This is a genomic window from Janthinobacterium sp. 344 (assembly GCF_900112025.1).
GTDB lineage: Bacteria > Pseudomonadota > Gammaproteobacteria > Burkholderiales > Burkholderiaceae_D > Janthinobacterium.
This window is the reverse complement of record NZ_FOKL01000012.1, coordinates 20,084-35,629: the sequence shown is the minus strand read 5'-3', so window position 1 is coordinate 35,629 and position 15,546 is coordinate 20,084. Positions and strand designations below refer to the sequence as shown.

Genomic DNA, 15,546 nt, shown 5'->3' with positions numbered 1-15,546 from the left:
ACAGTTTTTGTCAGGAGCGCAAATTAGGATTCCGGGTCGATATCGTACATTGCGCGCCAGGCGTCCAGCAGCACATGGCGGCGCGTGGCATAGCGCTCCCCATGCTGCTGCACGCTGGCGATGCGGTCGATGCGGAAATGGCGGTAGTCGCCGCGCAGCTCGCACCAGGCCGCCAGCAGGCGCTTGCCCTCGAAAAAGGCCAGCGCGAAGGGCCAGACCGTGCGCGAGGTGGCGCTGCCGTGTTCATCCTGGTAGCCCAGGGTGAGTTTCTGTTCGTAGCGGATGGCCTCGCGCACCGGCTGCACATAGCGGTCGGCCGGCTGCGTGCCATCGGCGGGACGGCCCAGCGGCACCCACAGGCTGGTCTCGGCCATGCTGTCGCGCAGGTCGCGCGGCGAGGCGGCGGCGATCTTTGCCAGCGCCGCTTCCGCCGCCTGCGCCAGGCCCGCATCGCCCTGGCGGCGCACCCAGCGCGCGCCCAGCACCAGCGCTTCCAGTTCATCGGGGCCGAACATCAACGGCGGCAGGAAGGAGCCACGGCGCAGCACGTAGCCGATGCCGGCCTCGCCCTGCAGCGGCGCGCCCAGCTCGGCCAGGGTCTGGATATCGCGGTAGATCGTGCGTTCGGAGACGCCCAGCTGCTGCGCCAGCTGGGCCGCCGTGACGGGCACCCGTTTGGCGCGCATGGCGTCCATCAGCAGGAACAGCCGGCCGCTGCGGCTCATGGGCAGCCCGGCAAGGCCTGGTCGCCCATGACGAGGGCGGACAGGGCGGGCACGTACAGATAGCCGTCCGGCAGCATGCGCGCCGCGCGCGCACCTTCGTCCACGCCGGCGATGCCGTAGCAGCGCTGCAGGCGCGCCGCCGCGGGCCACCAGAAAGTGGCCGCCTCCTGGTCCGGGAAGCGCTGGCGCACGCGGTCCGCCTGCGCCGCCACCTGGCGGAAATCGCGGTAGAAGGCGGGGGCGATGCCCATGTCGGCGGCGAACGCCGCTTCCAGCGCCGCCATGTGGGCCAGCTGTTGCGCCAGCGCCGCCGTTTCAGCATCGAGGTCTTCCGCCGCCACGCCTGCCTCGACCAGAGTGCGGCGCATCTGTCCCTGGTCCGCCTGTGCGCGCAGGAAGGCCGAGGCTTGCAAGGCCAGCACGGCATCGGCGGGGATCAGCTTGTGCCGCGCGGCCGGGAAGACATACAGGGCACAGCTGCCCGCGCACACGGTATCGATGGCGACATCCCATTGCCGCTGGCGCAGGTAGCGCCCCAGCTGCATCGCCGCCTGCGCGTCGCCACCGTCGCTATTCACGCGCAGCACGGTCGTCGCCGGCGTGGCCAGCTGGCGCAGCTTGTCCACGTCGCCGTCGGCGATCGCACCGCGCAGGGCCAGGGTATCGCCGTCAACCCGGCTCACATCGGCCGCGCCGGCCAGCGCGCTTGCCCCCGCCAATACCGCCATCCATAAAAAACGCTTCATCATCATCCGTTACAAAAAAAAACGACCACCGCGGGGGTGATCGTTCTTCCATTCGTCATGCAACCGGCTGCGCTTACACCACGGCGCCGTCGGTTTCGTCTTTTTCCTTGACCGGCTTGATCAAGTCCTCGCGCTTCACGCCCAGCCACATGGCGATCGATGCCGCCACGAATACGGACGAGTAAATACCGAAGCAGATACCGATGGTCAGCGCCAGGGCGAAGTGGTGCAGGGTCTGGCCGCCGAAGATCAGCATCGACAGCACCATCATCTGGGTCGAGCCGTGGGTGATGATGGTACGCGAAATGGTGCTGGTAATCGCGCTGTCGATCACTTCATGCACGCTCGCCTTGCGCTGCTTGCGGAAGTTTTCGCGGATACGGTCAAAGATCACCACCGATTCGTTGACGGAGTAGCCCAGCACCGCCAGGATCGCCGCCAGCACCGTCAGCGAGAATTCCCACTGGAAGAAGGCGAAGAAGCCCAGGATGATCACCACGTCATGCAGGTTGGCGATGATGGCCGAGACGGCGTATTTCCACTCGAAGCGGATGGCCAGGTACACCATCACGCCCAGGATCACCATCACCAGCGCGTTCAGGCCGTTCTGCGCCAGTTCCTCGCCCACTTGCGGACCGACGAATTCGACTTTTTGCAGCACCAGCGCTTCGTTGCCGGCGGCGTCCATGCAGGCGCTCTTGATGACGTGCTCGCCCTTCTCGGTGACGGTATCGATGCCCTTGGTCGTGCCCTGCTCGACCTTGCACAGCGTTTCAAACACGCGCTGCGAGGTGTTCGCGGCGCTGACGCCCTTTTCCACCGGCAGGCGGATCATCACGTCGCGCGCCGTGTCGAAGCTGGTCACGCCCGGCTCTTCATAGCCCATGCCGATCAGGGTGCCGCGTATGCCTTCGAGGTTGGCCGCTTTCGGGTACTTCACCTCCATCACGGTGCCGCCCTTGAATTCCACGGACAGGTGCAAGCCCTTGTGGAACAGGAAGAAGACGGCGGCAATGAAGGTCACGGCCGAAATGACGTTGAAAATCAACGCATGGCGCATGAAGGGAATATCTTTTTTGATCCGGAAAAATTCCATGAAATCCTCTGAGTTCTGTTCTGTGCGTCCGGCGGCTGTGCCACCGGACGCTATCGCTATTGACGCTCGCTGTTGACGCTATCGGATAGGGCCGGGTCGTCGCTTACTTGCTCGTGCCCGGTACCCAGACCGTGCCGATCGACAAGGTCGTCAGCTTTTTCTTGCGGCCATACCAGAGGTTGACCACGCCGCGCGAAACGAAGACGGAGGAGAACATCGAGGTCAGGATGCCCAGGCAATGCACGACGGCAAAGCCGCGCACCGGACCGCTGCCGAAGGCCAGCAGCGCCAGGCCGACGATCAGGGTGGTCACGTTCGAGTCGAGAATCGTGGCCCATGCACGGTCGAAGCCGGCGGCGATCGCCGCTTGCGGCGTATTGCCGGCGCGCAGCTCTTCACGGATACGTTCGTTGATCAAGACGTTGGCGTCGATCGCCATGCCCAGCGCCAGCGCGATGGCGGCGATACCTGGCAAGGTCAGCGTCACCTGGATCATCGACAGCAGGCCGATCAGCAACAACAGGTTCGATGCCAGGGCCAGCACGCTGAAGGCGCCGAACAGCATGTAGTAGGCGATCATGAAGATGGCGATGGCGATGAAGCCGTACAGGGTCGAATGGAAGCCCTTGGCGATGTTTTCCGCGCCCAGCTGCGGTCCGATCGTGCGTTCCTCGATGACGGTCATCGGTGCCGACAGGGCGCCCGAGCGCAGCAGCAGCGCCAGTTCATTCGCGTTTTCCGCGCCGCCCATGCCCGTGATCTGGAAGCGCGAACCGAGTTCCTGCTGGATGGTGGCCACCGACAAGACTTCCGGCTTGCCTTTTTCAAACAGCACGATGGCCATGCGCTTGCCCACGCGTTCGCGCGTCGCTTCGCGCATCTTGCGGCCGCCGTCGCCGTTCAGGTCGATCGACACGGCCGCTTGCTGGTTCTGGTCGAAGCTGGCCGTGGCGCTGGAGATATAGTCGCCCGTCAGGATCACGTCTTTCGACAGCACGACAGGCACGCCCTTGCCCACAGTGAACAGTTCCGAGTTGAACGGAATGGCGCTCGACAGTTCCGTGCCGGGCACGATGGTTTCGTCGACCAGGCGCACTTCCAGGGTGGCCGTGCGGCCGATGATGGCTTTCGCGCGGGCCACGTCCTGCACGCCAGGCAATTGCACCACGATGCGGTCAGGACCTTGCTGCTGGATCAGCGGCTCGGTCAAGCCCAGCTCGTTGACGCGCTTGGACAGGGTGGAGATATTTTGTTTCACACCTTCATCGATGGTGGCTTTCAGGGCCGCCGGTTTCAGGGTGATGTTCAGTTTCAGGTCGCTGCCTTCGCCCGCATCGGCGAACGCCAGCTCCGCCATCTGGTCCGACAGCACATTCTTGGCCTTCAGGCGCGTTTCCGCGTCGCGGAAGTTGATCTGCACGCTGTCGCCCACGCGGTCGATGCCGGCGTGGCGGATATTCTTGTCGCGCAGCACGCTACGCGCGGCGGACTGGACGCCCTGGATTTTCTTGTTCAGTACGGCTTTCGCATCGACCTGCAGCAGGAAGTGCACGCCGCCGCGCAAGTCCAGGCCCAGGAACATCGGCAAGGCATGCATTTTCTGCATCCACATCGGGGTATTGGCTTGCAGGTTGACCGTCACGATATACGCAGGGTCGCTGGCATCCGTGTTCAGGTCCTTTTCCAGCACCAGTTTCGCCTTGAACTGGGTATCGGGATCGGCGAAGCGCACGCGCACGGAGGCGAGATTGCCGGCGCCGTCCATGGTGACACCTTCCGACTTGACGTTTTCTTTTGTCAATATTTGATCGACTTGCGTCATCAGCTCGCTCGTCACTTTGACGGTCGACTTGCCGCTGGTTACTTGCAGCGCCGGTGATTCACCGAAATAATTGGGCGCCGTATAGAGTGCGCCCAGCAATAAGGCGACGACGATGATGATGTATTTCCAGGCAGGATAGCGATTCATATTGATTCAGCGTTCAGTGTTGAGCGTCGGAGGCGTCGCGAGGGGCGGCGGATAGCCGCCCCGGTCGTCATGTGAGTATGACGGCGAGGAATTACAGCGCCTTCAGGGTGCCTTTAGGCAGCAAGGTGGTGATGGAGCTCTTTTGCACCGTGATTTCGGTGCCGCTGGCCACTTCGATGGTGACGTAAGCGTCCACTACCTTGACAACACGGCCCAGCATGCCGCCGGCGGTGACGACTTCGTCACCCTTGGCCAGCGCGTCCATCATCGCCCGTTGTTCTTTGGCGCGTTTTTGCTGTGGGCGGATCATCAGGAAATACATGACCACGAACATCAATACCAGCGGCAGGAAGCTGGTCAGGTTGCCGCCGAGGCCGAGGGCATCGGTCTGTTGCGCGTAAGCGTTGGAAATGAAAAACACGGTGACTCCAGTTCTAATCAGTTTGAAAAAACAGCGCTGTATTCTAGCATTGACAAAAGGCCATCCCGGCAATTGCAGGCATGGCAGCTTCAAATGGGGCTAAAAAAGCATTATGCAATGCTTTATCGCCCCGTCCAAGCACCAATCTCGAAAACATCGGCTCCGGGCCTCGCGGCCCGTGAACCTAAGCATTTCTTAAGTTCCCCGTGCGCGTTCCGCATGGAATTGCAGGGTGAACGCATGGAAACGGTCTTCGTCCAGCGCTACACGCATCTGGCGCATCAGGTCCAGGTAGTAATGCAGGTTATGGATGGTGTTCAGGCGCGCGCCGAGGATTTCCTTGGAGCGGTGCAGATGGTGCAGATAGGCGCGCGAGAAGTTGCGGCAGGCGTAGCAGCTGCACGTCTCGTCCAGCGGCGCCTGGTCTTCCTTGTACTTGGCGTTCTTGATCTTGATGTCGCCGAAACGCGTGAACAGCCAGCCATTGCGGGCATTGCGCGTTGGCATGACGCAATCGAACATGTCGATGCCGTTCGATACGCCCGCCACCAGGTCTTCCGGCGTGCCCACGCCCATCAGGTAATGCGGCTTGTTGGCCGGCAGGCGCGGGCCCACGTGGGCCAGCATGCGCATCATGTCTTCCTTCGGCTCGCCGACGGACAGGCCACCGATGGCGATGCCGGGGAAATCGATCTCTTCCAGCTTGGCCAGCGATTCGTCGCGCAACATTTCGAACATGCCGCCCTGCACGATGCCGAACAGCGCGTTCGGGTTTTCGCCGCGGTGGAACTCATCCTTCGAGCGCTGCGCCCAGCGCAAGGACATGCGCATCGACTTGGCCGCTTCCTCGATGGTGGCCGGGCGGCCCTGGATTTCGTACGGCGTGCACTCGTCGAACTGCATGACGATGTCGGAGTTCAGCACGCGCTGCACCTGCATCGACACTTCCGGCGAGAGGAACAGTTTATCGCCGTTGATGGGCGAATTGAAATGCACGCCCTCTTCCGTGATCTTGCGCATGGCGCCCAGCGAAAACACCTGGAAGCCGCCCGAATCCGTCAGGATCGGCTTGTTCCAGCCCATGAAACCGTGCAAGCCGCCGAATTTCTCCATGACGGTGTTGCCTGGACGCAACCACAAATGAAACGTGTTGCCCAGGATGATCTGCGCGTCGATCTCGTTGAGTTCCAGCGGCGACATGGCTTTCACGGAGCCGTAAGTGCCCACTGGCATGAAGATCGGCGTCTGCACGACGCCATGGTTGAGTTTCAAGGTGCCGCGGCGCGCCTTGGTCAGGCCGCTCGTGTCGGTCTTGAGTAGGGTAAATTCCAGCATGTCAGTCTTTCACGGGAGTATCAAGGTTCAGCGCGGCGCGCGACTGCGTGGTCAGCAGCATCGCGTCGCCATAGCTGAAGAAACGGTAGTTCTGCGCGATCGCGTGCGCGTAGGCGCTGCGGATCGGTTCATAGCCGGCAAAGGCCGACACCAGCATCAGCAGGGTCGACTTCGGCAAATGGAAGTTGGTGATCAGGCGCGTCACCGTTTTGAAGGCATAGCCGGGCGTGATGAACAGGGCCGTATCGGCGCTGCCGGCCACCAGCTGGCCGCTTTGCGAGGCCGATTCCAGCGCGCGCAGGCTGGTGGTGCCGACGGCCACCACGTCGCGCCCGGCAAGTTGGGCGGCGCGCACGGCGTCGACGGTTTCCTGCGGCATGGTGTACCACTCGGTATGCATCTTGTGTTCGCTCAGCACTTCCGTGCGCACGGGCTGGAAGGTGCCGGCGCCCACGTGCAGGGTGACATAGGCGAAATTGACGCCCTTGGCCTTCAATTGGTCGAGCAGGGCCTGGTCGAAATGCAGGCCCGCCGTCGGCGCCGCCACGGCGCCCGGCACCTTGTTGAAGACCGTCTGGTAGCGCGTTTCGTCGAATTCGTCCGCATCGTGCTCGATGTAGGGCGGCAGCGGCAAACGGCCATGCGCCTCGATCAGCTCGAACACGTCGGCCTCGAAGTGCAAGGTAAAAAATTCGCCCGCGCGCTGGCCCACCGTGACGTCAAAGGCGTCGGCCAGGCGGATGCGGCAGCCGGGCGGCGGCGACTTCGAGGCGCGCACCTGGGCCAGCACGGTACGGTCGTCGAGCACGCGCTCGACCAGCGCCTCGATCTTGCCGCCGCTTTCCTTGACGCCGAAGAAGCGCGCCTTGAGCACGCGCGTATCGTTCATCACCAGCAGGTCGCCCGCGGCTAGCTGCCCGACGATGTCGGCGAACTGGCGGTCGACCAGGGTCTCGCCGTCCAGATGCAACAGGCGCGAGGCGCTGCGCTCGGCCAACGGAGTTTGCGCAATGTTTTCTTGCGGCAAATTAAAATCGAAATCGGAAAGCGAATACATGCGTTTTGCTTCAAAAGTACGTCAAAAATGATTAGGAGTGCGCAATGGAACATCTGGCACTATACTGTGCGCCTATACAGGCATTACAATAATCCGCCGCAACGATTTACGACTGCGGTACGCACAGGGTGTGCCGGACAACCCTCTATTTTACGCTAGCGGCATAAAAACCTGCGCTAATGGCACCAAAACCTTGCTTATGCCTGATCCAAAGCCTGATCTTCCACCTGCCGCCAAGCCCGCCGCGAAGCCGAAAGCCGCCAAAAAGGTGGTCAGCACGGAAAGCCGGCTGGCCAAGCTGGGCTTGCGCACGGACATGGACCTGGTGCTGCACCTGCCGATGCGCTACGAGGATGAAACCAAGGTCTACACCATCCGCGACGCCTGCCTGCGCGGCGGCGAGTCGTGGCAAGTGGAAGGTGTCGTCACCAAGTGCGAAGTCAATTTCAAGCCGCGCAAGCAGTTGCTGGTGACGATCGCCGACGAGACGGGCAATTTGCTGCTGCGCTTCATGAATTTCTACGGCAGCCAGGTCAAGCAGCTGGCCGAAGGCACGCGCGTGCGCGCGCGCGCCGAACTCAAACACGGATTCTTTGGCGCCGAGATGGTGCACCCGACGTACAAGGTGGTCAACGAGGGCGCGCCGCTGCCCACGGCCCTCACCCCCGTGTATCCGTCCGGCGAAGGCCTGTCGCAGCACGTGCTGCGGCGCGAGATCGCCGACGCCATGCGCCGCGTCGACTGGCAGGATACGCTGCCCGATCCCCTGCTGCGCGAGATGCGGCTGTCGCCATTCCGCGCCGCCGTGCACCTGCTGCACTATCCGCCGCAGGACATCGATGAAAGCGCGCTGATGGACCGCTCGCACCCGGCCTGGGTGCGCATGAAGTTCGATGAACTGCTGGCGCAGCAGCTGTCGCTGAAACGCGCCCAGCGCGCGCGCCGCTCGAAAGGCGCCGCCTCGCTGCCCATCGTCGGCACGCTATCGGAAGCCTTCGGCGCCGCCCTGCCCTTCAAGCTGACGGGGGCGCAGGCGCGCGTGCTCGACGAAATCCGCGCCGACCTGCGCCAGCCGTATCCGATGCAGCGCCTGCTGCAGGGCGATGTCGGCAGCGGCAAGACGGTGGTGGCGGCGCTGTCCGCCACGCAGGCGATCGACAGCGGCTACCAGGCCGCGCTGATGGCGCCCACGGAGATCCTCGCGGAGCAGCACTTCCGCAAGATCGCCGCCTGGATGGAGCCGCTGGGCGTGAAGGTGGCGTGGCTGACGGGCAGCCTGAAGAAAAAGGAAAAGACGGCGGCGCTGGCCCTGATCGAATCGGGCGAGGCGCAGCTGGTGATCGGCACGCATGCGCTGATCCAGGACAACGTGCTGTTTGCCAAACTGGGCCTGGTGATCGTCGACGAGCAGCACCGCTTCGGCGTGGGCCAGCGCCTGACCCTGCGCAACAAGGGCGACAGCGCGGCCGTGCCGCACCAGCTGATGATGTCGGCCACGCCCATCCCGCGCACCCTGGCCATGACGTATTACGCCGACCTGGAAGTGTCGGTGATCGACGAGCTGCCGCCCGGGCGCAGCCCCATCGTCACGCGCGCCATCGACCAGAACCGGCGCGACGAAGTCATCGCCCGCGTGTATGCGGCCGCGCTGGAAGGCCGGCAGGTGTACTGGGTCTGCCCGCTGATCGAGGAATCGGAGGCGCTGCAGCTGCAGACGGCCACCGACACCTACATGATGCTGGCCGATGCCCTGCCCGCGCTGCAGGTGGGCCTGGTGCATGGCCGCCTGAAGCCGGCGGAAAAGCAGGAAGTGATGGACGCCTTTATCGCCGGGCATATCCACGTCCTGGTGGCCACCACCGTCATCGAGGTGGGCGTCGACGTGCCGAACGCTTCGCTGATGGTGATCGAACACGCCGAGCGTTTCGGCTTGTCGCAGCTGCACCAGCTGCGCGGCCGCGTGGGACGCGGATCGGCGGCCAGCGTCTGCCTGCTGCTGTACCAAGGCCCGCTGGGCGGCGTGGCGCGCCAGCGCCTGATGACCATGCGCGAAACGACGGACGGTTTTGAAATCGCCCGCCGCGACCTGGAAATCCGCGGCCCCGGCGAATTCCTCGGCGCGCGCCAGTCCGGCCAGGCCATGCTGCGCTTCGCCGACCTGGAAACGGATCAATGGCTGGTCGACCAGGCGCGCGACGTGGCGCACGACCTGCTGCACGCCACCACAGCCGCCGCCGCCACCACCGTGGAAGCGCACCTGGCGCGCTGGCTGGGAGGGAAAGAGGAATTTTTGAAGGTGTAAGGTCCTGCGCCCTACATGCACATCCAGAAGCGGTTCGCCAGGTCGAGCATGAAGTCGGGCCGCAGATAGGCCAGGAAGACGATGGCCAGCAGCGCGGCGCCAGCCAGGCGCCACAGCCACGTGCGCCAGCTGGCCATTACGCGGCCACCGCCGTGCGCTTGACGGCGCGCTCGTCGATCGGCAGGTTGATCAGCGCGGCCATCAGGCCCAGGCCGATGGTGATCATCCACACGATGTGGTAACTGCCCTGGTGTTCATACAGATAACCGCCCAGCCAGGCCCCCAGGAAACTGCCCACCTGGTGCGAGAAGAACACCAGCCCGGCCAGCATCGACAGGTGCTTGACGCCGAAGATGCCGGCGATGATGCCGTTCGTCAGCGGCACGGTCGACAGCCACAACACGCCCATGCCGGCGGCGAACAGGTACACCGACCATGCGGACAGGGGCGCCAGCAGGAACAGCGTGATGACCACCGCGCGCGCCACGTAAATGGCCGACAACAGATGGCGTTTGGCGATCTTGCCACCGAGCTTGCCCGCGTAGTAGGAGCCGACGATGTTGAACAGGCCGATCAGCGCCAGCGCCGTGACGGCGACGTTCGGATTCATCAGCCCCTGGTCCTTCAGGTAGGCGGGCAGGTGCACGCCGATGAAGACCAGCTGGAAGCCGCAGACGAAATACCCCGCCAGCAGCAGCCAGAAAGAACGGTTGCCGACGGCCTCGCTGAAGGCGGCGCCGACGCTTTGCTGCGGGCCGCCGGCATGCGTGACGGGCGGTTCGCGCAGATAAAACGCCATCGGGATCATCGCCAGCAGCACCAGCGCGGCCAGCACATAAAAGGCGTTTTGCCAGCCCACGGCGGAAATGAGCTGCTGCTCCACCGGCATCATGAGGAACTGGCCGAACGAACCGGCCGCCGACGAAATGCCGAAGGCCCACGAGCGCTGCTCGGGTGGCGCGCTGCGGCCGATGATGCCGCTGATGGCGCCAAACGCCGTGCAGGCCAGCGCCAGGCCGATGAAGATGCCGGAGCCGACGATAAACAGGGTCGGCTGCGTTACCAGCGCCATCCACACCAGGCCCGCCATGTAGCTGATGGCGCCGATGATGACGACGCGCATGGTGCCGAAACGGTCGGCCGCCATGCCGGCGAACGGGCCGAAGACACCCCACATCAGGTTTTGCATGGCCAGCGCCAGCGAATAGGTTTCGCGCGTCCAGCCATTGGCTTGCGAGATCGGCTGCATCCAGAAGCCCAGGCCGTGGCGCACGCCCATCGCCAGGGTCAGGACGACGCCACTGGCGATGAGGACGGTTTTCAGGCTGGGGCGGGAAGTGGGCAATGTCATGGGATTCCTGATTACGCCGGATCGGCGCCATGGTCGGCACGATACACCAGGCCGATCTGGCCGCGCATGGTGTCGAGATGCGTCATCAGCGCCACGCTGTCCGCGTGCGGCATGACGGGGCTTTCCAGCAGGCCGGCGCGGATGCAGCGCATCGCTTCGAGCGCTTCGTGCGTGTAGCCGTTGCCCAGGTAAGGCGCCGACACGACGCGGCGCTCGCCGTCCATCGGTTCGACGACCAGGTGATCGGGCTTGTAAAAACGGTTCGGCAGGCGGATGCGCCCCAGGCTGCCGGAAATCGTCATTTCCGTCGGCGTCAGCGCGCGCAGGCTGCAGGCGCACGATGAGGTGCCGCCACCGGCATGCAGCAGCGAGAACGCGACCTGCTCATCGACGCCGGTGGGACCCATTTCGGCCAGCGCCTGCACCTGCGCCACAGGGCCGAGGAAAAAGGCGGCCAGCGACAGCGGATAGATGCCCACGTCGAGCAGCGCGCCGCCGCCGAGGTCAGGATTGAACAGGCGGTGCTCGGGCGGGAAATTGGCGGCGAAGCCGATATCGGCCTGCACCTGCCGCGGCACGCCGATCCCGCCACTGGCGATGATGCGTTTGGCCTCCTGCACGGCGGGCAGGAAACGGCTCCACATGGCCTCCATCAGGAACAGCTTTTTTTCGCGTGCCAGCTCGACCACGGCCCGCGCTTCGCGCGCATTCATGGTGAACGGTTTTTCGCAGACGACGTGCTTGCCGGCGGCCAGGCACATGAGAGCGTTTTCCGCGTGCAGGGTGTGCGGCGTGGCGATGTAGATGACGTCCACGCCCGCATCATCGGCCAGCGCCTGGTAGGAGCCATGGCAGGTGTCGATGCCGAATTCGGCGCCGAAGGCCTGCGCGCCGGCGCTGCTGCGCGAGGCCACCGCCACCAGTTGCGCGCCGGGCGCATCGCGCAAGCCATGGGCCATCGCGCGGGCGATTTTTCCGGTGCCAAGGATGCCCCAGCGGATCACTTTATCCATGCGTCGCCTCTCCCGCAGTGCCTGTGGCCTGCTGTGGTGGTTTTGACGGCTGGCGTTTCGGGCGAAACACCGCCGCGTCATTATAGAAATCGTCGTCCTGATTGTCGCTCCAGCCGGGCAGGCCCAGCACGGGCAGCGGCGTGAAGTCGGCCGTGCTCAAGCCCTGCTCCACCAGGTCTTGCGCCACGCGCGCATCGAGCCAGGCGCGCCGCGCCGCGTCATCGAGCGCAAAATAGGCATCGTCCGCGAAGATCACGCGCGTATGCGCCGTGATGGCCTTGCGCGGCGCCACCAGTTTTTCCATCAGCGCGTGGCCGAACAGCCAGACTTCGGCATCGCCGCCGGCGGCAAATTTCTCGCGCTGCGCGATGAACGCGCTGCGCCAGTCATGTCCGCGCAGCGCCGCTTCCAGCGCGCGCCCGGCATCGCTGTCGCGCAGCACCAGCAGGGCGGAATTCTCATCGAAAATCGTCGCGCCATCGCGCGCCGGTCCGCGCGATTTCCCCACGCCGGACAAGGCGATCTGCGCCGCCTGCAGCGCGTTCAGCTGCCGCTTGATGCGCGGGAAGGTCAGCCACACGAGCGCGTTGAAAAAGTCGTGCAGATTGTCGCGCGTGGGCACGCCGCCCGTGGCGCCGATGAACTCTTCATAGGCCACGCCTTCGGGCAGGTCCGCTTGCGGCACGAAGGCCAGCGGCAAACCGGACGGATTGCGCAAGTCCAGCGCCCGCGCCCGCCCATTGAGCGCGGCAATCACCGTGTCGCGCTGCAGGTCCAGTTGCCGCCGCGCTGGCAGCACCGTGGCGTACCAGGGGCGGCTCCAGTCTATCGATGGCAGCATGCGGTAATTACACCATCTTCCAGTTGATCTGCTCACCCGCGTTGAGCGGAATCACATGGCTGTCGCCCAGCGGCAGCGAAGCTGGCAAGGTCCAGCTTTCGCGCTTCAAGGTGATGGTGTCCGTGTTGCGCGGCACGCCGTAGAAGGCCGGGCCGTGGAAGCTGGCAAACGCTTCCAGTTTATCGAGTGCGCCGGCGCGCTCGAACGCTTCGGCATACATTTCCATCGCGTGCAGGGCCGTGTAGCAGCCAGCGCAGCCGCAGGCCATTTCCTTGGCGCCTTGCGCGTGCGGCGCCGAATCCGTGCCGAGGAAGAAGCGCTCGTCGCCGCTGGCGGCCGCCGTCATCAGCGCCAGGCGGTGCTCTTCGCGCTTGAGGATGGGCAGGCAGTAGTAATGGGGACGGATGCCGCCCTTGAAAATCTCGTTGCGGTTGTACAGCAAATGATGCGCCGTGATGGTGGCGGCGATCGGACCTTCCGCCTCGGCCACGTATTGCGCCGCATCCTTGGTGGTGATGTGCTCGAACACGACGGACAGGGCCGGGAAAGCGCTGCGCAGGGGACGCATCACGCGCTCGATGAAGACGGCTTCGCGGTCGAAAATGTCGATTTCCGGGTCCGTCACTTCGCCGTGCACGAGGAAGGGCATGCCCACTTCCTGCATCACTTCCAGCACCTTGTAGCAGTTCTTCAAATCCGTCACGCCCAGGTCGGAGTTCGTCGTGGCGCCGGCTGGATACAATTTGACGGCTTGCACGATGCCGCTGTCCTGCGCGCGGCGGATTTCGTCGGGCGAGGTGTTGTTCGTCAGGTACAGCACCATCAGCGGATCGAAGTTCACGCCTGGCGGCACGGCGGCCAGGATGCGCTCGCGGTAGGCGGCGGCGTCCGCCGTGGTGGTGACGGGCGGTTTTAAATTCGGCATGACGATGGCGCGGCCGAACTGGCGCGCGCTGTGCGGCAGCACGCTGGCCATGACGGCGCCGTCGCGCAGGTGCAAATGCCAGTCGTCGGGACGGGTGATGGTGATGGAGTGTGGGATGTGATCGAGTGTGGACATGGCGGCTGCTTTCAGGCGGTCATTGCGAATAGCGCCATTTTACCAGCCGCGGGGCGGCATCGCAGGCGATGCAAGCTGGCCCCTGTTGTCCGCCTGACAGCAAAACGGCCGGTATCACCCGGCCGCTTTTTCCATGAAGGCGATGAAAATCAGGACTTGGCGGGCGCCGCCTCTTCCTTGGCCACCCAGGCGCGGATCTCGGCCAGCATCTGGTCCAGCTTGGCGCGGTCATACACGTGGCCCCGGCTGACCACCAGGCGGATCTGGCGCGTGGCGCCGATGTCCTGCAGCGGATTGGCGTCGAGCACCAGCAGGTCGGCCGCCTTGCCGGCCGCCACGCTGCCGTAACGGTCCAGCTTGCCCAGGAAGCGGGGGCCGTTGATGACGGCCGACTGCAAGGCTTGCTGCGGCGTCAGGCCGTACTGCACGTACAGGCCGATTTCATCATGCAGGGCCTGGCCCGGATAGTCGAAGGAATTCAAAAAGCCCGCGTCGGTGCCGGCGATGATGCTCACGCCCTGCTGCTGCAGGATCGGCAGCAGCTTGGCCGACTGCTCGAACTGCGCATGGCGCTGGGCGATCGCTTCCGGGCCATCCTTGGCGGCGCGCTGCACGCGCCAGTCGTAGGTGGCGCGCAGACCCTTGCCGATGTATTGCAGGGCCGGATCGTGCGTATGGTCTTCACGGTCCAGGTAAGCCGTCACGCGCGAACCCCACAGGGTCGGCACGATGGCCGTGCCGCGCGCGGCCAGGTAGCTGAAGGCCTTGCGCGCCGTCGGCTCGTCGTAGCTTTGCAGGCTCTCGCGCATGGCTTCGCGGCCGCTCAAGGTACCGGCGGCCACCTTGGCCGTCAGTTCCTGTTCGCGCGGCGTGGCGGCGCGCAGCAAATACGACTGGTGCTCGATCGTGCCCAGGCCTGCGTCGGCCATCTGCTCCAAGGTCAGCTGCACGGGGATATGGCCCGAAGTGCGCATGCCCCGCTCGCGCGCCTGGCGCAGCGCTTCCAGGTACAGCTCCGGCTTCAGGGTGTTTTCCGTGATCTTCACGAAGTCCACTTGCTGCGCCTGCAGGCCGTCGAGCGCGCGCGTGACTTCCTGCGGCGTGCCCACTTCGATGGTGCCCTTCCACAGGGGTTTGATGCCTTCGAGCTTGGCGCCGGACGTGAAGATCGTCGGGCCTTGCAGCTGGCCCGCGTTGATCTGCTGGCGCCATGCCAGCACCGTGTCGGGCAAGTCGCCCGAGCAGTCGCGCACCGTGGTGATGCCGTGCGCCAGGTACAGGGGCAACAGCTGCTTGTTTTCGTCGATCAGCTCGGGGCCACCGCCGAAATGCACGTGCGTATCCCACAGGCCCGGCATCAGGTATTTGCCGGGCAGGCGGATGGTTTGCTTGGGCGCGTAGTCGCGCAGCTGCGCGTCATCGACGACGGCGACGATGCTGTCGCCCTTGAGCAGCACGGATTGTCCCGTGACGGCGCGACCGCCGGCAACGTCGATCAGGGTGGCGTCGCGCAGGGCGATATCGACGGCGATCTTGTCCGCCGCGTGGGCCTGGCCCAGGAAACCCAGTGCCAGCATCGCGCCGGCTATTTTTTTCATGACAGGCATTGGTACTCAACTTCAAAGGTAAA

General features: G+C 64.5%; 14 protein-coding genes. 1 reads left to right on the top strand and 13 read right to left on the bottom strand.

Features of this window, described 5'->3' with window-relative positions:
* Positions 1-23: 23 nt before the first annotated feature.
* The 7 genes from BM193_RS24910 to queA all read right to left on the bottom strand — a co-directional run bounded on the left by BM193_RS24910 (position 24) and on the right by queA (position 7,349).
* Positions 24-725 (bottom strand): helix-turn-helix transcriptional regulator, encoded by a 702-nt coding sequence (locus BM193_RS24910; RefSeq protein ID WP_175533413.1) that lies wholly within the window; start codon positions 723-725, stop codon positions 24-26.
* Positions 722-1,444, bottom strand: a complete 723-nt coding sequence (locus BM193_RS24905) for a hypothetical protein (protein WP_217649400.1) — start codon at positions 1,442-1,444, stop codon at positions 722-724. The genes BM193_RS24910 and BM193_RS24905 overlap by 4 nt, the downstream gene beginning before the upstream one ends.
* A 100-nt stretch (positions 1,445-1,544) precedes the next feature.
* The gene (secF, locus tag BM193_RS24900; RefSeq protein ID WP_092803005.1) at positions 1,545-2,567 is read right to left on the bottom strand and encodes a protein translocase subunit SecF; all 1,023 of its coding nucleotides are present in this window, start codon (positions 2,565-2,567) and stop codon (positions 1,545-1,547) included.
* A 103-nt stretch (positions 2,568-2,670) separates the two neighbouring features.
* Positions 2,671-4,536, bottom strand: coding sequence for a protein translocase subunit SecD (gene secD / locus BM193_RS24895; protein ID WP_092803008.1), 1,866 nt, complete (start codon positions 4,534-4,536; stop codon positions 2,671-2,673).
* A 91-nt stretch (positions 4,537-4,627) separates the two neighbouring features.
* Positions 4,628-4,957, bottom strand: coding sequence for a preprotein translocase subunit YajC (gene yajC / locus BM193_RS24890; protein WP_092803011.1), 330 nt, complete (start codon positions 4,955-4,957; stop codon positions 4,628-4,630).
* Between the two features lie 195 nt (positions 4,958-5,152).
* Positions 5,153-6,292 carry a tRNA guanosine(34) transglycosylase Tgt gene (gene tgt, locus BM193_RS24885; protein ID WP_092803014.1) on the bottom strand — a complete coding sequence of 380 codons (1,140 nt, stop codon included), beginning with the start codon at positions 6,290-6,292 and terminating at the stop codon, positions 5,153-5,155.
* Between the two features lies 1 nt (position 6,293).
* The gene (gene queA / locus BM193_RS24880) at positions 6,294-7,349 is read right to left on the bottom strand and encodes a tRNA preQ1(34) S-adenosylmethionine ribosyltransferase-isomerase QueA (RefSeq protein WP_092803017.1); all 1,056 of its coding nucleotides are present in this window, start codon (positions 7,347-7,349) and stop codon (positions 6,294-6,296) included.
* Positions 7,350-7,548: 199 nt separating this feature from the next.
* On the opposite strand from queA, the gene recG reads away from it, so the two are divergent.
* Positions 7,549-9,651, top strand: a complete 2,103-nt coding sequence (gene recG, locus BM193_RS24875) for an ATP-dependent DNA helicase RecG (RefSeq protein WP_092803019.1) — start codon at positions 7,549-7,551, stop codon at positions 9,649-9,651.
* A gap of 11 nt (positions 9,652-9,662) precedes the next feature.
* On the opposite strand, the gene BM193_RS29315 is transcribed toward recG, so the two are convergent.
* From BM193_RS29315 to BM193_RS24850, 6 genes are all read right to left on the bottom strand, one after another.
* Positions 9,663-9,788, bottom strand: a complete 126-nt coding sequence (locus tag BM193_RS29315) for a hypothetical protein (protein ID WP_257620246.1) — start codon at positions 9,786-9,788, stop codon at positions 9,663-9,665.
* Positions 9,788-11,002: an MFS transporter gene (locus BM193_RS24870; protein WP_092803022.1), complete on the bottom strand. Its 1,215-nt coding sequence runs from the start codon at positions 11,000-11,002 to the stop codon at positions 9,788-9,790. Before BM193_RS24870 ends, BM193_RS29315 begins: the two co-directional genes overlap by 1 nt.
* Positions 11,003-11,013: 11 nt before the next feature.
* On the bottom strand, positions 11,014-12,015 hold the full coding sequence (locus tag BM193_RS24865; protein ID WP_092803025.1) for a Gfo/Idh/MocA family protein: 1,002 nt from the start codon (positions 12,013-12,015) through the stop codon (positions 11,014-11,016).
* The gene (locus tag BM193_RS24860; RefSeq protein ID WP_092803029.1) at positions 12,008-12,856 is read right to left on the bottom strand and encodes a DUF3025 domain-containing protein; all 849 of its coding nucleotides are present in this window, start codon (positions 12,854-12,856) and stop codon (positions 12,008-12,010) included. The genes BM193_RS24865 and BM193_RS24860 overlap by 8 nt, the downstream gene beginning before the upstream one ends.
* 7 nt (positions 12,857-12,863) lie before the next feature.
* Positions 12,864-13,916 carry a dihydroorotase gene (gene pyrC / locus BM193_RS24855; RefSeq protein WP_092803032.1) on the bottom strand — a complete coding sequence of 351 codons (1,053 nt, stop codon included), beginning with the start codon at positions 13,914-13,916 and terminating at the stop codon, positions 12,864-12,866.
* 149 nt (positions 13,917-14,065) lie between these two features.
* Positions 14,066-15,514, bottom strand: coding sequence for an amidohydrolase family protein (locus tag BM193_RS24850; protein ID WP_254786409.1), 1,449 nt, complete (start codon positions 15,512-15,514; stop codon positions 14,066-14,068).
* Between the last annotated feature and the right edge of the window lie 32 nt (positions 15,515-15,546).